We start from the raw sequence: 20,902 nt of genomic DNA, 5'->3' as shown, positions 1-20,902 counted from the left end.
CAGTCATTTAGAGATTTCTTGAGAAAGAACTGTAAATGTTGTTAAGTAATGCCTGCAATGATGTATTTAAGTAAATGTCTATATCAAAATCTATGACCTGTTTGGCAAGGTATTCCTTCTCAGCTAAGTCCTAAATCAAGAATTCTAAAGGAAGGAAATGCGACTCATGTTATTCCAACTTGTCAATTTGTAATTAAAAATACAATCATCTGGTGACTTTCTCTGTAGGGATTCTCCTATTTCTTGGAAAACAGCTATTAGACCACAATATGGAAGTCAGAAGCTTTTAAGAAAAGATTACGCTTCAGTTCTTAGATTATTAGCTGAAAAACAGGGTGCACTCTTCAATCAAGCCCAGATGGATGCTCTTTAATTCTTATTCTCTGGACTGCTATTGGTGTCTTTTATTTAATTTCAGTTTCCATCGCCCAGATACTTTCGGTCATTACTGTTGCTTTCTTGTTTGAAAAATGGTGAGCGCACCGGTTATGATGACCAGAACTCCGATCCATGGCTCCAGCCACTTTGTAGGAGTGGATATCTCCGGAACATCGAAAAAGGTGTATATCGTGAAAATTATTCCTGCTAACAAGATCGTGATTCCTACTACCTTCATAAACTCTCCGTTTATATTATAGTTGTTGGTATATGTTTAATCTACCATTAAAAATTTTTGATTTCACAGGAAACATTCTGCACAAATAAAATAATGTTCAAACAAGGGTTGAAAGCTTTTTTTTAAAACTGTAGTCCAGCAAAGCTCTTAGATAAACTATCTCTCTGTAAAAAACTCTACAAGCATCCATAAATCACTTTCCGTGCATGAGAAATGAATAATCAACGACAAAGAAAAAGAGGAAATAGTCGAGGTTCCTGAATCTGACTCCAATGACTGTCTCAGCCACCTTCAGTGGTAAATTTCATGAACTATCGCAGCAGACATTACCCTTGGACGAATGCTTTCTTTGGGTAAACACTTGTTACGACCATGAGTAATTATGATACATTCAACCACTAGTGCCGTTACCACTGAATTCATTAGGTATGATTCATCCTGAAATCTAATCCATTTATCCAAAACTATTACATTGCATACGTATCTTATTTACTTGTAATGGTACTAAAATCAATATTCTGAAGAAAAATCGAATGTAATTTATTTAATGATGTATCGAGGCATTAAACGACAAATGAATTGCACTATATTGAGACAAACTCGTTATATGCCATTAAATCAAATGCAGAAAGTTTGGCTCGGGAATCTTTGTACACTCACATGTACTTACATACAATCCCGTGGCACTTTCTCATCCCAGTTCTTGCTAAAAAAGCGATGCCCGTTTTCAAAAGCATCCAGCTCTGCCCGGATGTGGTAATGTGTTTTACTGCAGCTGAGTACTGTTCGGGTCTTGGTTCTAACGTGCCAGTCGCCTCGTTTGTAGCTGCGGTTCGTAATAACCTTGCCGGTTGGAGATTCGTGATCGTTTGCCACAGACGTATAATATTCAGTGGACCGTCGTTCAATTTCCAGGTCAATCTCTTCAATTTTTCGGATGCCGCTATCATTAATCACTTTTAAAGTGGATGAGTTTTCTGCTAAATCCCGTGAAACGATCCAGTTGTTTTTGGGCGATTCTATGACCGACATTTCAGGACCGACAGCGCCTTCAGGCTCATCAAACGCAATGCGGTCATCCACGTCCGGCTGAGGCTCTCTCTGTGGAAGGAATAAACTGGACTTATCGTGGTAGACACTCAATGTCACGGGTTCAGGGGACGGCCAGCAGAGTGGCCAATAGGACGTAGAGACAGAAACTCTAAGCCGGTGACCGGTGGGAAAGTTATGGGCAATACCATTGAGTTCAATACGGACCTGATATCTTTTATTAGGTTCAAGCGGCTGCGGGTTTTCATGGCTATTGCGGTGAGCTAAATTTAATAACCCAAAGGTTACGCGTGTGCTCTCACCATTTGGGGCTACATCAGATAGCCGTACAGCCGCCATGGCAAGAGGCTTGTCAACGGAGAATTCGAGGTCTACAATCGGGGAGCCGAGAATTTCAAGGGGTTCGGTCAGTACTTCTGACTCATACACAAGTGACCCGCCGTCATCTTCTCGCTGATCACCCGGCAGATCGGGCATCGCGCTGTACGAACACCATTTACCTGCAGCGAGTCCCACTGATAGCGGAGACCGAACCTGCCTGACCTTCTCTGCTTCATTGTCATGATCATCGCCGGGAAAGGTCAGGTTATTATCACTCGTAAGACGAACTGATTCATGGGTTATGCGATCTGAGGGCCATTCGTTTTCACCTACCCAGCGCCCCGGGCGTTCCTCATAACTAGTGTGAGGAGACATGGCGTCCTGCATCCAGGCACGAAGCATTGGCTCCTCCATGATGCCGGTTTCTACATCTTTCAGCCACTTATCCCACCATCTCAGTGATTCCTGTAAAAATCCGATTGCAGGTCCCGGACTTCCCAGGTGTGGGTAGGTGTGACCCCACGGTCCGATCAGCCCTAAACGGGGAACATCAAGGCCATCGAGCAGACGGAAAACGGAATTTGAGTATCCATCAGCCCATCCGCTCACGCACATTACCGGGCAGTCTATAAGGCTGTAATCTTCATTAACAGAACCGTGCTTCCAATACTCGTCTTTGCGCTGATGCTCCAGCCATTTTCGGAGCCATAAGTCGCTGTTCTCCAGGCGGTTCATCCACATATTTTTCCAGCGGTTTCCTACCAGATCAGGATCAGGCGGACAGGTCGAGCGGTCGAACATTGTGGATGCCCACGACAGATTATCTCCTAAATGACACCCACCCATGTAGTGGATATCGTCGGTATATCGATCATCGGTTGAGCAAACAGTGATCACGGATTTGAGTTCCGGCGGTTTCATAGCGGCTATTTGAAGGCCATTAAATCCCCCCCAGGAAATCCCGATCATCCCTACATTCCCCGAACACCAGGGTTGATTGGCTATCCACTGGATCGCCTGTTTGCCATCTTCAAGCTCAATAGCAAGGTATTCATCAGCTAAAATACCTTCCGATTCGCCGCTGCCCCGCATATCAATCCTGAGACAAGCGTAGCCATGACCGGCAAAATACCGATGCATGATATCATCATAAGGTCTTGTATGATCCCTCTTGCGATAGGGGATATACTCCATGATGGCAGGTACCGGCTTTTCCGGGGCAGATTCAGGCATCCAAATTCTCGCCCCGAGCCGGGTGCCGTCCTTCATTTTTATCCATACATTTTCTTTTTCGATTACATTATGCGGAAACGTTGATACCTCTTTGTAATCAGAAGCCATATTATTCGGTAGAATCTATTTTAAAATTTAACAGGTCAAAACAGCGATCTCGTTTATCGTAGAGCTTCTTTTTGTTTTCTGCTCCTAAATAAACAGAAGCAAGTTTATAGCTATAGCTATCCTGGTCGTGGAGCTCAGATAGCCGTACTCCTTCATCAACCCATATTTTAATTTCCATATCGGGCATCTCTTTCCTGATGGCTTCAAGATCATCGTCGCCGGGGACTTTTGTAATAACTCCATCGTCAAAAACACGATAATAAAATTTAGCGGCCACTTTGAAGTCTCCTTTGCGATGAGGGAACTCCGGACTCTCCCCAAGAGCTACTTCCACCATTGATTTATGATTAGGTGCACCATCTACCTTCTGAAAAGGATCGGAGTGTGACTGGGAGATCCGGGGGTTTATTTCCAGTATCCAGAAGTCGTCGTTATCCTTATCGTAAAAATATTCAATGTTAAATGAACTGTTGTCGTATCCAAAGTTTTTTAAAATCTTTGTCGAAGTTTTTTCAATGTTGGCGATAGATTTCTGGTCCAGATTGGCAGGATACTCATAACTGAAGAATGTTTCGTGATGCCGATGTCTTTTTGAATCGAAAGCACCAATAAAATCGATATTACCATTGTGAACGTATCCTTCAACTGTGGCCTGTACTCCGGGTAAGGCTTCTTCAGCAATACAATAATAGCCATCGATTCCCTTAATACTCTCCGGCAATTCAACTTTATCCAAAACATAGTTGAAGGGGTCTGCAAACCTGTGAATTTTATCTCTGATGACGGTCAATGCCTCATCAAAGTCCTTTTTGTTCTCAATTTTGAAACTTAGCTGTGAAGCAAATGACTGGATCGGTTTCAGCCAGAATGGAAAGTCGATTGAAACACTTTCATATGGGCTTGAATGAAAGGGATTTACGATATCAAATGCCGGCACTTTATCCGGAATGATCTTCTCTTGCTCAAGTCGGCCAAGGTACTTATGCTCACATTTTATTAGGGCATCAAGGGGCAGGTGAGGAAGATTATATTCCCGGGCGAGCATAGGGGTGAGACAGGTTACCGGGAAATTCCAAAATCCGACAATAGCATCAGGTGTCTCATCCATATCATCAATTTGATCCATTGCTTTGCTCATCAGCTCTGCCATGTCGTATGTCTCGCAATGCTGCAGTTCAGATACTTCTAAAATAGAATGATAGTCGTACTCCTGTGCCCCCTCAAATGCATTTAGTTTTTTTGAATTGAATTCATCAACTCCGATTACACAAACTCTCTTTTTCAAAATATGTACCTCTTAGAAGTTAATCTTGCATAAGTTGATTAGATGACATTAAAATATTTGTCATTTTATCCATTTACCTACGTAACAGTGCTTTAAAGCATATAATTCGAGTATCAATTGATCCTGTAGATGGATTTAAACTTTATGATGAAATACATACTATTTAAGTCCAATAAAAAAGTCATAAGGTCAAATATAGATCAAGAGGAGGGTATACTTTATTGATGTGAGTACTACCGCTAACTGATAAACATAAAAAAATCCGCAGCCAGGAATGACAGCGGATTTTTTAGAAAGTTGGAAACAAAATTTGGTATTAAACGGGTCGCGTCAGCAGACCCCTCATTCGTTTAGCTTCGGCAGCCTGCTGGCTGTTTGGATAGTCTTCCAGTACTCTGTCAACCATTTCGAGTGCACGATCTGTATCGCCGGCTTCTCTGAATGCTATTGCTGCTTCCATCAAATTATAGGGCGTTGTGGAATCATTAATATTCCATTCTGCGGCTTCTAAATATTTCTGCCCGGCTTCCTCAAATCGATCCAGCTCAGAGAGTATGATTGCATTCAGTGAAAGCGGCGCAACTCCCATAATACCGTCCGGCACATCGAAATTTTGTATACGCTGAAGGGCATTTTCATAGTTCCCAAGCTCATATTCAGAAACAGAAGCGTAGTAAGTTGCAAGGTTTCCGGCGCTGGTACGGGGATAGTTATTGGATATCTGTTCAAACCCGAGCGTGAAATCTTGTTCATTTCCGTAGAGGGCTGTTTCATAATTACCCTGCATGAGCTGCTCTTCAGCAATACCGAGTAGATTTTGTGCTTCCTGTTCCTGCTGGCCGGAGTACACGAAGTATCCGATGATCAATCCAATAACCAACAATAAGCCAATAGCGCCCCCGATTACAGTGGCTTTATTGTTTTCGTAGTAATACATGAACCGTGATGAATATTCAATGAGAATATCCTGTTCTAAATCTTCTTTTTTAAGTCCCTTACTCATATAAACGTGCTATCAATTATTTTTTATTACAGCTATGAAAGTTATCACTGTTTAGGGTTTTAACCAAGTGAAAAACATTTGTTAGTCCAGCCGGTGAAGAACACCATTATGAAGCTCATACACAACATCGCACCGGTCTGCTATTTCTTTCTCGTGGGTGATGAGTGCAATGGAGAGTTCCCGGTCTTCACGGAGCTCAAAAAGCTGAGCAAGGATCGATTCCGTATTGGCCTCATCAAGGTTACCAGTGGGTTCATCAGCCAGTATCATTGACGGCTCATTCATCAAGGCACGCGCCATCGAGACCCGCTGCTGCTCGCCGCCGGATAGCTGCGAGGGGCGATGAGTCAGCCGACCGTCAAGGCCAAGGCGGCCAAGCAGGGCAGAGGCCCTTTCTTCTGCTTCGTCCTCGGGAAGACCACGTATAAAACCCGGCATCATCACATTTTCTATAGCCGTAAATTCGGGCAGCAGGTGATGAAATTGGAAGACAAACCCTACATTTCGATTTCGAAGATCGGCAAGATTATCAGATTTCAAATCGTAGATCGATTGATCGCCCCATTTTACTGATCCATCGTTTGGCTGGTCGAGGCCGCCGAGAATATGAAGCAGCGTACTTTTGCCGCATCCGCTCGACCCGATAATGGCGATAATCTCTGATTTGCCGATACTCAGATTAACGTCAGTCAAGATGTCAAGGCGGCCGGACTCAGAATCGCCCTTAAAACTCTTTGCGATGTTCTGAGCCCGAAGCACAGGCTGGGGTGATGAAGTCATTCAGTTTTGTTCTGGAATTCCGGGAAAATAATCGATTGAATCTCGCTGCATTTTGCTGAGTCAAGATCAACTGTGGCAATAACGCCGCAAAGGTGATTATCTTTTTCGGCAACATGAAATCGCTGTGGTGTGCCCAGCAGGAAACGGTTGATGGATGTTTTTTTCTTCATGCCTATCACCGAGTTAAACGGGCCGGTCATACCGGCATCCGTGACATAACCCATGCCGTTGGGGAAGATTCGTGCATCGTTCGTCGGAACGTGCGTGTGTGTGCCCACCATCACAGAGACTCTGCCATCGAGCTGCCAGGCCATGGAGATTTTTTCTGCAGTAGCTTCTGCATGGAAATCAACAAAAATGATATCGGTTTCCTCTTTGATTTTTTCTATGGCCCAGTCAGATGTGGAAAACGGATCATCAATCGGCTGCATGAAGGTACGTCCTTGCAGATTCAGCACGCCGATTTTCTTATCGGTGCCAGGTATATCATAAATTCCATATCCATAGCCTGCATTTCCTTTGGGGTAGTTTAGCGGCCGCAGCAGGTTGGGGTCACTCTTCATGTAGGAGAAAATCTTCCACTTGTCAAAAGAGTGATTTCCTCCTGTGATAACATTTACGCCAAGGTCGTATAAGTTCTTTACGATTTCCCGGTTGATACCTCTTCCTTCATGGGAGTTTTCACCATTGGCAATGATGAAGTCAGGCGAGTGTTTTTCAATAAGAGGAGGCAGCATCGTGTTGAGAAAGTTTAGCCCGGCTTCCCCGACGATATCGGCAATGAAGAAGATCTTTGCTGAGTTGTTTGGCATGATGGCTGTTGGGTTTCAAAAGATGGGAAAGGTACAAAATTAAGGCGATAAGTTTGAAGATGGATTGTTTAAAGGATTGCTCATAGCACAACTACTAATCAAGTGATAAAGATAAGGATTGAAACGACTTTCAAAAGCTTCAAAAAGATGGGGGATCCCGTCCCGAGGCTTCGGGATAACTTTATAGCAGAAAAAAAGATCTCAAGCAACGTATCCGGCAACCGTAACGAAATGGCAGAGGCTTCCGGCTAACACGAATAGGTGCCAGATGCCGTGTGAAAATCGGTGCTGCGAATCGAGCGCGTAGAATATTACGCCAAACGTGTAGAACATACCACCGGCTATTAGCCAGTAGAATCCGGGTGTAGTAAGACCTTCAACAAGCGGTTCGGCAATGATAACGGCAAGCCAGCCCATCATCAAATAAATAATAAGCGGAAAAATACGATGGCCTTTACTTGGAATGAGATCAATGATGATACCCAGCGTGGCAAGCCCCCAGACGATGGCAAATATAGTCCAGCCTGTTTCGCCGCGAAGGGTGACCATTGTAAACGGTGTATATGAGCCAGCAATGAGCAGGTAAATTGAAATGTGATCAAGCTTCTGGAAGATTTTTTTAAGCTTGCCCTGGAAGCTGTGATAGAGCGTTGAAAATGTATAGAGCAGCATCAGGGTAAACCCGTAGATTGCAAAACTCGTAATTTTCCAGGCATCACCTTTGGTAAAAGCCAGGTAGAGTAGAAAAATAAAACCAACTGCGGAAAAAACGGTTCCGGCAAGATGGGTATAACTATTAAAACGCTCGCCTTTATACATACATCAATAAAACTATTTATAAACGGAATCAATTCCCTGCAAGAGATCTCAGGAAATATCTGATATTAATTTTTCCATTTCGCTGTTTACTTGCTTCATAAGTTCTCCTTCACTGTCTTCATATTCCCGAATTTCCTGTCGTAATTCAAACAGTTCACCCGCTATGCTGAGTGAGGCGAGAATCATAGCGGTTGAGTCGGGTTGATTGGTAAGCTCCTGTCGGTACAGCTTAAATTTTTCATCCACGAAATCTGCAATGCGCTTCATGCTTTCAACTTCGCCATCTTCTACCTTTAACGGTATCTGTTTCCCTAATATTGTTACTTTAATGGCTTGCATAGCTCTACTAATCGATATGTTTACTGATCTTACTAATCAGGCTCTTTACCTGGTGGCGCATCGCTATTCGTTCCGACTCGCTAATCTCCGAAAAAATGTCCCCTTGTTTTTTCTGAGCTTTTTCAAGCTTGTCAGTGAGCCGAAGATTTTCCCTTTTCAGATCCTTGTTTTGTTTCTTCAGAAGGGCAACTTGTTTGCGGATTTGGTCAAGGTAGCTCGAAAACGTTTCTTGTTGCGATTCAATGTCGGCCATGGGTGCATGTCTATGATCTTAACTTTGCATTGTAGGTACGATCTAACTGGTTTACAACTTTTTTAACTATGGGTTCCACATCGTTGATCGTCAATGTCTTATTAGAATCTAAAAAAGAGAGTCTAAATGCAATACTTTTTTTATCTTCGCCGATATTTTCTCCTTCATACACATCAAATACGTGGACTGATTTAAGCGCGGATCCCGCTTCTTCACGAATAGATTGCTCGAGATCACCCGCACGTATGTCGGAATCGACCACGAAGGCAGCATCAAAATCAAACGCGGGATATTTGGATACTTTGTTGTACCTAACATCTTCAGAAATCAGGTCAAGATCAGATAATATCGTGATATCTACTTCTGCGATGTAGGCCTCGTGATCCACATCAAACCCTTTACGGATTTTTTCATCCGCAATGGATAGACTGGCAATGGTTGTATCTCCAGTTTTATACTCAAGGGAGTAGTTATTCACAGCATGCTGGGTAATGTGATCCCGGATTCCGAGTGTTTCAAACAGGGCTTCTACGTCCTCTTTAAGGTCAAAAATAGTAAACGGTTGGGCATCACCGGTCCAGCTATCGCGAGTGCGATAACCGGAGAGTCCCATCAGCAACCGCGAGTGCTCTTTGATGCCTTCGATCCACGTTCCTTTTCCATTTTTTTCGAACACATGCCCCACTTCAAAGAACCGAAGCCTGTCTTCATTCCGATGCAGGTTAAACTTTACAGCCTTTAAAAATCCACCTGCAAGTGCCGGACGAAGGGTGGTATTTTCCTGCGACACAGGGTTCAGGGTCACCACATGTTTCGACTCATCGCTTAGTAAGTCTGCTTCTTTTTTTGATAGCAGTGAATTGGTTGAAATTTCTTTATAAGATAGAGAAACGGCAATCTTACGCAGGCGATTGTTCAGTTCTTCCCAGTCGGTCAGCGGTTCAGGTGTAACAAATGGTGATGAATCAGGCTTGGGAATATTGTTGTAGTCGAATACACGGCCAACTTCCTCAATAAGGTCAACCTCGCGGGTAACATCCGGCCTGAAATAGGGGACTACACAGCTGACCACGTCTTTATCCTTTGCAGAGGTACTGAACTCCAGTTGGTTTAAAATCTCTATGACTTCTTTTTGTGGAAGCTCAGTTCCAAGAAGATGATTGACTCTTGATGTTCGCAGGTTAACGGTTAGCTGTTCCGGTTGAACCGGATGAACGTCCGTATAGCCATCGACAATTGTACCGCCGGAAACGTCGGCAATCAGTTCTGCAGCCCGCCGTCCGGCTTTAAGCTGTATCGTGGGGTCAATTCCGCGCTCGAACCTATAGGAGCTATCGGTCTGCAGAGCAAGTCTTTTTGCGGATTTCCGGGTTGAGGAGGGATCAAAATAGGCGCTTTCAATCAGAACTGACGATGTATTGTTACTTACTTCAGACTCTTCGCCGCCCATAATGCCGGCAATTGCAAGCGGCCGGTCTCCATCACAAATAAACAATGTTCCAGCAGCAACCTTGCGAGTTGTATCATCCAGCGTGATAAACTCTTTTTTCTCATCAAAATCCCGGACCACAATTTTTTTACCGGCAATCTTATCGTAATCAAATGCGTGGAGCGGCTGGCCAATCTCGTGAAGCACAAAGTTTGTTACATCCACAATGTTGTTGATTGGGCGCAAGCCAATGGCCCGGAGCCTCTTTTTCAGCCAGTTTGGAGATTCCTGAACAGTCACATCTTTTATCATTAACGCAGCATATCGGTGACATTTCTCCGGATTTTTGATGTCAATCGAAATGTAATCAGACAGGTCTTGCTTTGATGAAGCCACTTCCTCATAAGGATGCTTCAGATCAGTTTTAAGCACGGCAGCCAGATCACGGGCCACTCCAATGTGGCAGGCTGCATCCGGCCGATTGGGGGTGAGCCCGATTTCAAGAACGGTGTCGGCTTCGGCGTCAAGTGCGTCGTTTAAAGGCGTTCCAGGCTCAAGTGAGTCGTCCAGCACCATGATGCCGGAGTGATCGTCGCTAAGCCCAAGCTCAGCCTCCGAGCAGATCATTCCTTCAGACGGTTCGCCCCGTAGTTTCACTTTTTTGATGGTAAGGAAATCGCCATCGGGAGTGGGGACCGGCATCGTTGCGCCTACCGTTGCGACAGCCACTTTTTGGCCTGCCGCTACATTCGGTGCTCCGCATATAATTTGTGATACGTCGGATCCGATATTAACATCGCAGATTTGAAGTTTATCTGCATTAGGGTGAGGGCGAACATCGTCAACATGGCCTACCACCATCTGGTCAAAGTCGTGGCCGGTTCGTTCAATTTCTTCAACTTCGAGGCCAAGAAGAGTTAGTTTTTCGGCGATGTCGTGGTCAGATAGATCGGTCTCAACGTATTGTCTGAGCCAGTTTACAGAAATTTTCATAGACTATAGAGTAAAGCTTTTAGCGTGAGCGGAGTTTTGAATTACTTGAACTGCTGGAGTACGCGAATATCATTCTCGTAAAGCGTGCGGATATCATCGATTCCGTAGCGAAGGAGTGCAATCCGGTCGACGCCCATACCAAAAGCAAACCCGGTATATTTTTCAGCATCTACGTTTACGGCATTAAATACATTGGGGTCAACCATTCCGGCTCCGAGAATTTCAAGCCACTGGCCGCCCTGTTCGTTTTCCCACCAGATATCCATTTCCATGCTTGGTTCGGTAAACGGGAAGAAGGAGGGACGGACCCTGTATTTGACGTCACTTCCGTACATCAGTTTTGCAAACATGACAAGCGTCTCTATCAGTTCGCCAAGTGTTACGTTTTCATCAACATAGAGGCCTTCTACCTGGTTGAATTGAAAGTATGATTTGGCTGTCACCGCTTCGTTTCTGTAGACCCGGCCCGGCATGATTGATCTAATGGGAAGTTCCTTATGCTTCATCAGCCGTATCTGAACGGGAGATGTGTGAGTACGGAGGACCTGGTTTTTATCAGGATGTTCATCGGATCGCCTCACAAAAAACGTATCCTGCATGTCTCGTGCGGGGTGATCGGGCGGGAAGTTAAGCGCCGTAAAGTTGTGAAAATCATCTTCGAGCTCCGGACCATCAGCGATGTTAAACCCAAGCCGCAGGAAAATCTGCTTAATCTCATTCAGTGCTTTGGTCAGCGGATGCAGTGACCCAGTGTAGCGGGGAGGCATTGGAAGGGAAATGTCATCAGATGCACCAAAAGATTTCTTTTTCTTTTTATGCAGATTTGCTTTTGCTTCGTCATATTTATTCTGAGCAAGGTTTTTCACCTCGTTCATTGCCTTCCCAACGCTGGCTTTATCCTCCTTTGGGACAGATCCCATCAACTTGAACATATCCTGTATTTTCCCGTTTCGCGAGAGAAATTCTAACCTGAAATTCTCGAGATCCTCATTATTATTAATAGTAAATGACGAAATCTCATTTTTCAGGTTCGCAATTTTTTCAATCATAGTGTTTAAAGAATTGACAGGTAATAAATTTATTTAAGCAGATTCCGGTATTTAATATCTTTGAAACGTGCAGTACAAAGAGATTCAGCAAGGTCTGTTTGAAGTCTTTAAACTGCTGAAAATACAACAGGTAAATAGTGCCCAATTATTATTCAGAAACGTCAAAGATACGGGAGATTACGCATCAAAGTGCGGAATGACTATGTGACAGAGCATTTACATGACCATTAAATATAAAAAAACCGACAGTTCAAATGAATGAAGCTGTCGGTTTAAATTTGTTCAGAAGCGTTTACTTAGAAGCTTCTTTAACAATTTCAGAAAATGTTTCGGGATCACGTACTGCGATATCCGCTAACATCTTCCGGTTGATTTCCATCTCGTTGGTTTTCATACCATGGATGAGATTTGAGTAGGTGGTTCCGTTCAACCGGGCAGCAGCATTGATACGTGTGATCCATAGCCTTCGAAAAGTCCGTTTCCGGTTTTTTCGATCGCGGTATTGGTATAACATACCTTTTTCAACCGCATTTTTTGCTACAGTATAAACGTTTTTACGTCTGCCCCAGTAACCTTTCGCCTTATTTAAAATCTTACGGCGACGGCGACGGGAAGCCACCAAATTTCTTGATCGTGGCATTTTATAACGTTTTTAAAAGTTAGTATTGAAAAAAAAATTAGATGTAAGGGAGAAGCTTATCAATCGACTTTTGATCATTTTCATGAACAAGAGTGCTTTTCCCGAGCTGATTTTTTCGTTTAGGTGATTTCTTAGTAAGAATGTGGCGTTTATAAGCTTTCTTACGCTTAAGCTTGCCGGAACCGGTTCGCTTAAATCGCTTTTTAGCACCACTGTTTGATTTCATTTTAGGCATAACTTCTTCTATTTCCTGAAAAATTAAAGATTAGAAAGATATGGATATTTAATTCCTGAATAAAGCACAGATTAATTTTTTTCAGGTGCCAAAATCATAATCATCCGCCGGCCTTCCATCGTTGGATTCGATTCAATTTTACTGACATCTTCAAGCTCTTCAGCAAGGTTTTGAAGAAGCTCTTTTCCCTGTTCTGTATAGAGCATGTCCCGGCCTCGAAATTGGACCGTCGCTTTCACTTTATCCCCGCCCTCGAGAAACTCCCGGGCATGACGAGTTTTAAATTCAAGATCGTGGTCATCGGTTTGTGGACGGAAACGAAGCTCTTTCACCTGGATAGTATGTTGCTTCTTCTTCGCTTCTTTCTCTTTCTTTTTCTTCTCGTACATAAATTTACCAAAATCGATAATTTTACATACCGGTGGTTTGGCGTCGGGTGCAACTTCTACAAGGTCAAGTTTAAATTGCTCTGCAATTTCAAGTGCACGCTCAAGGGGCACTATTTCATGTTCCTCGTCCGGACGAATGAGCCGTACTTCACTAGCTCGAATTTCATCATTGATATTCGGGCGGTCATCATTCCTTTTTCTTCGTTGTATTCTTCGTCTTGCGATAAGTTACCTCAATATTTAAATTTAATTAACTGTTATGTGTGGGAGGAAGCTGTTTTTGATTGACTTCCTCGTTTAATTTATAAATAAAATCTTTAAGTGGAAACGTTCCAATATCACCTTGTTTGTGGCGGCGAACAGAAACTGAGTCGTTATCCTGCTCATCTGACCCAACAATAATCATATAGGGTATTTTCGATGTTTCGGCGTCGCGGATTTTTGATCCGATCTGTTCACTGCGGTTATCCATTTCAACCCGCATTCCAATGGCTTTTAATTCCGATTCAACATTTGCGGCATATTCTGAATAATCTTCCGATATAGGAAGAACTTTAGCCTGTAGCGGTGCAAGCCAGAGGGGGAAGTCGCCGGCAAAGTGCTCTATCAAGATACTCACGAAACGCTCCATCGATCCAAACGGTGCGCGGTGAATAATAACCGGGCGATGTTTGTCATTGTCGGATCCAACGTACGTCAGATCAAACCGCTCAGGCATTACATAATCTACCTGTACCGTGCCAAGCTGCCATTTTCGGCCAATTGCATCCCTGATAATAAAGTCTATTTTTGGACCGTAAAAACTGGCTTCTCCTTTTGCAACTCTGTAGTCGAGCTGCATCTCATCGGCTACCTCTTTAATTTCAGCCTGTGCACGATCCCAGTATTCTGAGTTTCCACCATATTTTTTGTCATTATCATCCCGAAATGAAAGGCGGATATCGACGGGCATCCCAAACGTGTTAAAGACGTGCTGGGTCAGTTCAATAGTGTTTTTGATCTCATCTTTGAGCTGGTCGTGCGTGCAATAAATATGGGCATCGTCCTGTGTAAAGCCTCTTACGCGGGAGAGACCGTTCAATTCGCCAGACTGTTCGTAGCGATAGACAGACCCAAATTCTGCCAGCCGAATCGGAAGTTCCCGGTAGCTTCGTAAATCCGAAGAATAAATTCTATGATGATGCGGGCAGTTCATCGGTTTTAGCATGTATTCATCGCCTTCCACACCAAACGGATTAAACTGTGAATCCTGATAGTAGGGATAGTGTCCGGATGTTTTGTACAGCTCGAGGTTTGCAATATGTGGTGTTATAACTTCCTGGTAACCTCTTTTGAGCTGCTCATCACGTAAAAAGGCTTCAAGTGTTCGCCGCAGTGTCGTTCCGTTTGGCAGCCATAGCGGAAGCCCGGGGCCAACCATTTGATCGATCATATAAATTTTGAGCTGTTTGCCCAGCTTTTTATGATCACGGCGCTTAGCTTCCTCAACCTGTTCGAGGTGCTCTTTCAGAAGCTTTTGCTTTGGGAACGAGACGCCATAAATGCGCGTAAGCTGTTTGCTGTCTACATCACCCCGCCAGTATGCACCGGCAAGGCTGGTTAGTTTCACAGCCTTTACAAGTCCAGTGTGAGGGATATGGGGCCCTCTGCATAGATCTGTAAAATTACCCTGAGTGTAAAACGTAATTTCCTGGTCGTCCAGATCCTCGATAAGGTCAACTTTATACTCGTTGCCTTTCTTTTTATAATATTCTATAGCCTCAGTCTGATCAACGGTTTCTCGTTCGAATTCAGATTTTTTGCGAGCCATCTCAATCATTTTATCTTCAACCTTTTCAAGGTCTTCCTGGCCAAACGAGTGACCTCCGAAATCGATGTCGTAATAGAAGCCAGTTTCAATAGGAGGGCCTATTCCAAACTTGGCATCAGGGTAAAGTTCCTGAATTGCTTCCGCAAGAATATGGGCGGAGGAATGCCAGAAGGTATATTTTCCGTCGTCATCTTCCCAAGTGTTAATGCTTATTTCTCCGTCGGATTTGAGAGGGCGGTCAAGGTCAAGAATTGAAGCGTTAAACGTGATGCTCAGTGCGTTTCTGGCTAAACCGGTTGAAATACTTTCAGCTACCTCGTAACCGGTTGTATTTTTTGGAAATGTTTTTTTAGCACCATCAGGAAGAGTTAACGTAATAGAGTCGTTGGGCATCAGGTTTTTAAATAGCTCTTTTTAAAGAAATTAAATTTAATATATTGCGTTTATACTAATGTAAAGTATATGATAAAAATACGAAATCATTTTATAGCATTAAACTTTAATATGGACAGCCGGTACAGGGAATCGGCACATGATTAACTGATCAGACTTCATCAATACCTAAATATCTATAGAGAACTGAGAAGGCGTATTTAATGAATCATAAAACTGATGATCCATCACGACGTAATTCTTTCGACGATTTAATCGGTGAACAGCTTTTGGGCAAATGAATAATAAGGGTAATAATCAGAATGGAAAGCTCACCAGCACTTCTTTTTTTGAAAAAGAAGCCATGTTTCTCTACGATTTTAATTCTCTTCAAATCTTAGATGCAAACGAGCAGGCGCTGTTACGCTATGGGTTTAGCAAGGATGAGTTGATAGAGATGAAACTCACTGATCTTGGAGAGAAAGTCTCCCTTTCAGAACTTAATATTGAAGATGTATCCCTGGCGAATATCTATCCAGAAGAATTGTGGCGTCACTTTAACAAAGCGGGTGACAGATGGTTTGTGCAGTTTACTTTCCAGAAATTCAGGTACAATAGCCGGCTTGTGCGCATGGCGATAGCGCATGATATACATGAGATGGTGACCCAAAATTCACTTGATCTCAGGAAAATGCCCAGAGTAGATTTGATGCGAACCCAAATGCCATTTGCCTTGATAGAATGGGACAAGGAGCTGAAAGTCAGGGATTTCTCTGAGAAAGCAGAGCTGATGTTTGATACCCAATATCATGATGTATTAGGCAAGCCGATAGAGGAACTTTCATTTATAGATGAGCCAGCTATCTTTGAATTGAGGGACCAGCTGAATAATAACGACACGGGTTATTTTACATTTACATCTGAGCATACAGACAGCCGGGGAGACCAGATAGTATCTCACTGGCACAATTCAGTTATAAAAAATGATAATGGCTGTGTTATCGCTATATATTCTTTGATTGAGGATGTTACTATCCAGCAGCTGTCCGAAGATAAACTTCGTAAATCAGAGAGTAAGTTCCGGATAATGAGCGAGCAGTCGTTCGTCGGTATCTACATTCTGAGCGGAACCCGGTTTAGTTATGTTAACCCCAGAATGTGTGACCTGACCGGATATTCTGAGACTGAATTAAAAGAAAACTTACACATTCAGGATTTGATCCACCCGGATGATTTCAGCTGGATTAATCGACAAAGAAAGCAGTGGGAGCGAGAAGGAAAGGATTCATTTGAAACCAGTTTGAGAATTATATCAAAGTCCGACCGTGTACTTCATGTAAAAACGTACGGATCTGCTATAAGATACGGAGGACCTCAAAAAATTCTTGGGGTGATTACTGATCAAACAAGCCAGGTTAAAACCTTGGAAAATTACAGGTCATCCTTAGAAAGCTACCAGTCACTTTTTGATTCAATTTCAGACAGCATCTACATTCAGGATGAGCAAGGGACATTTTTAGAGGTCAATAAAGGCGTGCTTGAGATGTATGGCTATGAGAAGGATGAAATTATTGGCAAGGATCCATCTTTTTTAGCGGCCGAATCTAAAGTAGATTTGGATGAGACGATGGAGCGCTTTCAAAAAGCCCTGAATGGAGAAAGCCAGGATTTCAGATGGTGGGGAAAACGTAAGAACGGCGAGATATTTCCCAAAGAAATCAGATTATCGAAAGGCCAGTTTTTCGGCCAGGATGTTGTAATTGCGGTAGCAAGGGACATTTCGGAAACCGTGGAACGCGAAGAGAAATTACGACGAAATGAAGAGCTCTTTGAACAACTATTCAGCAATTCACCTCTGGGTATTGCGCTTCTAGACCGAGAGTCTCTGATTGTACAGGTTAACCATAGTTTTGAAGCTCTATTTGGTTATAGCAGTGAAGCCATTAAAGGTGAGAATATTGATGACCTTATTGTTCCCAAAGAGGATCTTGATGTAGCTCGTAATTTGTCTGATAGTACGGAAACGTTCACGCTGACAAAAAAACGAAGGACAAAAAGCGGCGATTTAATCGATGTATTCATCTATGGAGTGCCGGTGATGCTTGAAGGGCAGCCGATCGCCATGTTTGGCATTTATATGGATATCACTGACCGTATTGAATCGGAAGAAAGACTCAAGAAATCTCTTGAAGAGAAAAAAGTGCTTCTGGCAGAAATCCATCACAGGGTAAAAAATAATCTTGCCGTCATTACTGGATTGCTTGAACTGCAATATCACAATTTGAAAAGTGAGGAGGCGAAAAATGCCCTGCGTGACAGTCAGATGCGTATTAATTCTATGGGATTGATCCATGAAAAACTTTACCAGAATGAAACATTATCCGAAATCGATTTTGGTCAGTATATCAATGAGCTTGTTGGGGTAATCGTGAAGTCGCACAATAAGACTGATGAAGACATCAACATCAACATGGATGCCGTTCCAATAAAGCTTCCGATAAAAAAAGCAATACCTTGCGGCCTGGTGATCAATGAAATTATTACAAATTCACTTAAGTACGCTTTTCCTAAAGGACATCCGAATCCAGAGATCAGAATTGTTTTTAAGCGACAAGACGGACGGGCTACAATAGAAATTTCGGATAATGGTATTGGTCTGCCGGCACCATTCGAAGAGCTTGACACAAATTCCCTGGGCACTCTTCTTATCAAAACACTTACAAGTCAGCTTGAGGCTGATCTGCAGGTAAAATCATCTAATGGTACAAAGTATATTTTTTCGTTTGATCTTGCGAAAAAGTGAGGGTGCTTCTTTTTGAGGAGTGTATAGAAGCAGGCAGACTTCGGAAAAATAGAAGAGATTAATACAAAAAGAAATCCCCGGAGTTTCAGTGGGTTCAGGCAGATTCGAACTGCCGACCTCTGCAATGTCAATGCAACGCTCTAACCAACTGAGCTATGAACCCGTAATTTATGATCCAAAGATAGGGGGTTCGAAGGTTTAAATGCAATCAAAAAAAGAGAGTTCTTTCGGCTGAGCTTAAAGGTTTGTATTTTTCTGTTCTTTTTGAATTTCGATAAAACTTATGATTAACAGAAGAAAAGCGAGGGAAGCTGCTCTCAGGTCGTTATACGCCATTGAAGTTGGAGATAATTCTCGTGCTGAGGTATCACAACTGATCGTTAAAGATCTCCTGAAGGACGACATCGCGGGTGTATCGTTCGCAAATGAGGTTATTCTCTATACAACTGATGAGAAGAAAGAGTACGACGAAATAATTGCCAGGCATATTAAAAACTGGGAAGTTAGTCGTCTCGCCACGCTTGATAAACTGATTTTGAGAATGGCGATCACTGAATTTATTCATTTTGAACAAATTCCGACGAAAGTAACCATCAACGAGGCAATTGAACTTGCCAAATCCTACTCGACCCGCAAAAGCGGCACATTTGTGAATGGAATACTGGATGCAATCCTGAGTGATCTAACCGAAAAAGGACGCATCACTAAGAAGGGAAGAGGTTTAATTGAAACATCACGAAGTTAGATGATAAATCAAATTGTTGCTATTGGCGACGTTCACGGATGTGTGAAGACACTTAAAGCACTTTGGGAAAAATTAGAGCCATATGAAGATTATATTCACCTGTTTGTAGGTGATTACATCGACAGAGGGCCGGACTCAAAAGGGGTTATCGATTTTTTGCTGAAAGTGAAGGAAGAGCGTAAAACGATATTTTTACGCGGTAACCACGAGCTTATGCTGCTTCATGCGCTAGAACACGGGAGCACTCAAAACTGGATGATGAATGGGGGCAAAAGCACGCTGGAATCCTATGGTGAAGGTGCCACGATATCGGACATCCCTGACTCGCATATCAGTTTCTATAAGAAAACCCGCCTCTTTTTTGAAACGGAGAACTATTTTTTCGTTCATGCAGGAATTCCGCCAAATCTGACTATTGAGGAGAGTAAGGAGGATGAATCGAATCACGACTATTTTTATTGGGGACGCGAGCACCTGAATGCTTTCGAGCCGCCTTGGGAGAAAACAGTTGTATTTGGCCATACACCACAGCCTTTCCCTATTCAGCAGAATAAAATGATTGGAATTGATACGGGTTGTGTGTACAATCGGCCCGGTCTCGGAAAGCTGACAGCAGTTCGGCTGCCCGAAAAAAAGTTTATGCACCAAGTCTCATTGGACTGATCCTGGTATCACTACAAATCAAATTAATTGTTAAAACAGAGTTTTTATGAGTTTAAAATGTGGAATTGTTGGATTACCAAATGTCGGTAAGTCAACCTTGTTTAATGCATTGAGTAATGCCGGAGCAGAATCAGCAAACTTTCCTTTTTGTACCATTGATCCAAATGTTGGCCTGGTAACCGTGCCTGACAAACGGCTGAATAGATTGAAAGAGCTTGTGGATCCAAAAGAAACGGTGCCCGCTACAATTGAATTTGTTGACATCGCGGGTCTCGTGAAAGGAGCGTCTGAAGGAAAAGGAAAAGGGAATGCGTTTCTGTCGCATATCAGGGAGGTTGATTTGATTGTGCATGTAGTTCGGTGTTTCGACGACGGCGATGTGATTCATGTTGAAGGATCCGTTGCCCCTACCCGAGACATCAGCATTATCGAAGATGAGCTGATTCTTAAAGATCTGGAAACCGTTGAAAAGCGGGTTGATACTCTCAAAAAGCAATCGAAAGGCGGCGACAAGAAAATTACCGAACAGCTGGTTGTCGTTGAGCGCCTGAAGGAACACCTTGAGACAGGCAATACGGCCCGCACATTTGAGGCAGAAAAAGAGGAACGTGATATTTTCAGGGATCTGTTTTTACTGTCTAACAAACCGGTGCTTTATGCATGCAATGTGTCTGAAGACGATGTGAACACAGGGAATGACTGGGTTGATGAGGTAAAAGCAATAGCCAGTGAGCATAATGATGAAGTAGTGTCTTTTTGCGCCAAAATTGAAGCAGAAATAGCCGAGCTCGAGGAAGAGGAAAAAGAGATGTTCCTTGAGGAGCTTGGGCTCGACAGCGCGGGACTCGACCGGCTGATCCAGGCAGCGTACAGCAATCTTGGATTGATTACCTATTTTACGGCAGGCCCGAAAGAAGTACGAGCGTGGACTATCAAAAAAGGGGCCAAAGCGCCACAGGCAGCCGGAGTTATACACACCGATTTTGAGCGTGGATTTATTCGGGCAGAAACTATTGCTTTTGATGATTATTCAGAACTTGGATCAGAAAAAGCGGCCCGCGAAGCCGGGAAAATGAGACAGGAAGGAAAAGAGTACGTTGTAAAAGACGGCGACGTGATGCTATTCAGATTTAATGTGTAGAGTGATTTTAGGAA

General features: G+C 43.2%; 19 protein-coding genes and 1 tRNA gene. 4 read left to right on the top strand and 16 right to left on the bottom strand.

Annotated features, from left to right (window positions below; all coding sequences use genetic code 11):
• Nucleotides 1-445 precede the first annotated feature (445 nt).
• The 15 genes from AABW11_RS13840 to thrS all read right to left on the bottom strand — a co-directional run bounded on the left by AABW11_RS13840 (nucleotide 446) and on the right by thrS (nucleotide 15,557).
• Nucleotides 446-616, bottom strand: a complete 171-nt coding sequence (locus tag AABW11_RS13840) for a hypothetical protein (protein WP_340105710.1) — start codon at nucleotides 614-616, stop codon at nucleotides 446-448.
• A gap of 666 nt (nucleotides 617-1,282) precedes the next feature.
• Nucleotides 1,283-3,328: a CocE/NonD family hydrolase gene (locus tag AABW11_RS13835; protein ID WP_340105709.1), complete on the bottom strand. Its 2,046-nt coding sequence runs from the start codon at nucleotides 3,326-3,328 to the stop codon at nucleotides 1,283-1,285.
• A 1-nt stretch (nucleotide 3,329) separates the two neighbouring features.
• Entirely contained in the window at nucleotides 3,330-4,613 is a 1,284-nt protein-coding gene (locus AABW11_RS13830; RefSeq protein ID WP_340105708.1) for an ATP-grasp domain-containing protein, read from the bottom strand.
• A gap of 316 nt (nucleotides 4,614-4,929) precedes the next feature.
• Nucleotides 4,930-5,616 (bottom strand): tetratricopeptide repeat protein, encoded by a 687-nt coding sequence (locus AABW11_RS13825; protein WP_340105707.1) that lies wholly within the window; start codon nucleotides 5,614-5,616, stop codon nucleotides 4,930-4,932.
• A gap of 81 nt (nucleotides 5,617-5,697) precedes the next feature.
• Nucleotides 5,698-6,396 (bottom strand): ABC transporter ATP-binding protein, encoded by a 699-nt coding sequence (locus tag AABW11_RS13820; RefSeq protein ID WP_340105706.1) that lies wholly within the window; start codon nucleotides 6,394-6,396, stop codon nucleotides 5,698-5,700.
• Entirely contained in the window at nucleotides 6,393-7,208 is an 816-nt protein-coding gene (locus AABW11_RS13815; protein WP_340105705.1) for a TIGR00282 family metallophosphoesterase, read from the bottom strand. The genes AABW11_RS13820 and AABW11_RS13815 overlap by 4 nt, the downstream gene beginning before the upstream one ends.
• Before the next feature lie 201 nt (nucleotides 7,209-7,409).
• Complete coding sequence (gene trhA / locus AABW11_RS13810) at nucleotides 7,410-8,027, bottom strand: PAQR family membrane homeostasis protein TrhA (protein WP_340105704.1); 618 nt, start codon at nucleotides 8,025-8,027, stop codon at nucleotides 7,410-7,412.
• A gap of 48 nt (nucleotides 8,028-8,075) precedes the next feature.
• Nucleotides 8,076-8,366 (bottom strand): cell division protein ZapA, encoded by a 291-nt coding sequence (locus tag AABW11_RS13805; protein WP_340105703.1) that lies wholly within the window; start codon nucleotides 8,364-8,366, stop codon nucleotides 8,076-8,078.
• A 7-nt stretch (nucleotides 8,367-8,373) separates the two neighbouring features.
• Nucleotides 8,374-8,619 (bottom strand): hypothetical protein, encoded by a 246-nt coding sequence (locus tag AABW11_RS13800; RefSeq protein ID WP_340105702.1) that lies wholly within the window; start codon nucleotides 8,617-8,619, stop codon nucleotides 8,374-8,376.
• A 10-nt stretch (nucleotides 8,620-8,629) separates the two neighbouring features.
• Nucleotides 8,630-11,041: a phenylalanine--tRNA ligase subunit beta gene (pheT, locus tag AABW11_RS13795; RefSeq protein ID WP_340105701.1), complete on the bottom strand. Its 2,412-nt coding sequence runs from the start codon at nucleotides 11,039-11,041 to the stop codon at nucleotides 8,630-8,632.
• A 41-nt stretch (nucleotides 11,042-11,082) separates the two neighbouring features.
• Nucleotides 11,083-12,090 (bottom strand): phenylalanine--tRNA ligase subunit alpha, encoded by a 1,008-nt coding sequence (gene pheS / locus AABW11_RS13790; protein ID WP_340105700.1) that lies wholly within the window; start codon nucleotides 12,088-12,090, stop codon nucleotides 11,083-11,085.
• 292 nt (nucleotides 12,091-12,382) lie between these two features.
• Nucleotides 12,383-12,730 carry a 50S ribosomal protein L20 gene (gene rplT, locus AABW11_RS13785; RefSeq protein WP_340105699.1) on the bottom strand — a complete coding sequence of 116 codons (348 nt, stop codon included), beginning with the start codon at nucleotides 12,728-12,730 and terminating at the stop codon, nucleotides 12,383-12,385.
• A gap of 37 nt (nucleotides 12,731-12,767) precedes the next feature.
• Nucleotides 12,768-12,965, bottom strand: coding sequence for a 50S ribosomal protein L35 (rpmI, locus tag AABW11_RS13780; RefSeq protein WP_340105698.1), 198 nt, complete (start codon nucleotides 12,963-12,965; stop codon nucleotides 12,768-12,770).
• 71 nt (nucleotides 12,966-13,036) lie between these two features.
• On the bottom strand, nucleotides 13,037-13,564 hold the full coding sequence (gene infC, locus AABW11_RS13775; RefSeq protein WP_340105740.1) for a translation initiation factor IF-3: 528 nt from the start codon (nucleotides 13,562-13,564) through the stop codon (nucleotides 13,037-13,039).
• 40 nt (nucleotides 13,565-13,604) lie between these two features.
• A complete protein-coding gene (gene thrS, locus AABW11_RS13770; protein WP_340105697.1) occupies nucleotides 13,605-15,557 on the bottom strand; it encodes a threonine--tRNA ligase in 1,953 nt (650 codons plus the stop codon).
• A 277-nt stretch (nucleotides 15,558-15,834) separates the two neighbouring features.
• Between thrS and AABW11_RS13765 the strand changes: the two genes are divergently transcribed.
• Entirely contained in the window at nucleotides 15,835-18,339 is a 2,505-nt protein-coding gene (locus AABW11_RS13765) for a PAS domain S-box protein (RefSeq protein ID WP_340105696.1), read from the top strand.
• 89 nt (nucleotides 18,340-18,428) lie between these two features.
• Here the strand turns inward: AABW11_RS13765 and AABW11_RS13760 are convergent.
• Nucleotides 18,429-18,502: transfer RNA gene (locus tag AABW11_RS13760), tRNA-Val, on the bottom strand.
• A 120-nt stretch (nucleotides 18,503-18,622) separates the two neighbouring features.
• Here AABW11_RS13760 and nusB point away from each other — a divergent pair.
• From nusB to ychF, 3 genes are read left to right on the top strand one after another with little or no spacing between them, the layout of a single operon-like run.
• Nucleotides 18,623-19,084 carry a transcription antitermination factor NusB gene (nusB, locus tag AABW11_RS13755; protein ID WP_340105695.1) on the top strand — a complete coding sequence of 154 codons (462 nt, stop codon included), beginning with the start codon at nucleotides 18,623-18,625 and terminating at the stop codon, nucleotides 19,082-19,084.
• A complete protein-coding gene (locus tag AABW11_RS13750; RefSeq protein ID WP_340105694.1) occupies nucleotides 19,085-19,747 on the top strand; it encodes a metallophosphoesterase family protein in 663 nt (220 codons plus the stop codon).
• A 46-nt stretch (nucleotides 19,748-19,793) separates the two neighbouring features.
• The gene (ychF, locus tag AABW11_RS13745) at nucleotides 19,794-20,888 is read left to right on the top strand and encodes a redox-regulated ATPase YchF (RefSeq protein WP_340105693.1); all 1,095 of its coding nucleotides are present in this window, start codon (nucleotides 19,794-19,796) and stop codon (nucleotides 20,886-20,888) included.
• Nucleotides 20,889-20,902 lie beyond the last annotated feature (14 nt).

Source organism: Rhodohalobacter sp. 8-1, assembly GCF_038150125.1.
Lineage (GTDB): Bacteria > Bacteroidota > Rhodothermia > Balneolales > Balneolaceae > SW132.
The sequence above is the reverse complement of the archived record's forward strand: the minus strand, read 5'-3'. Positions and strand labels throughout refer to the sequence as shown.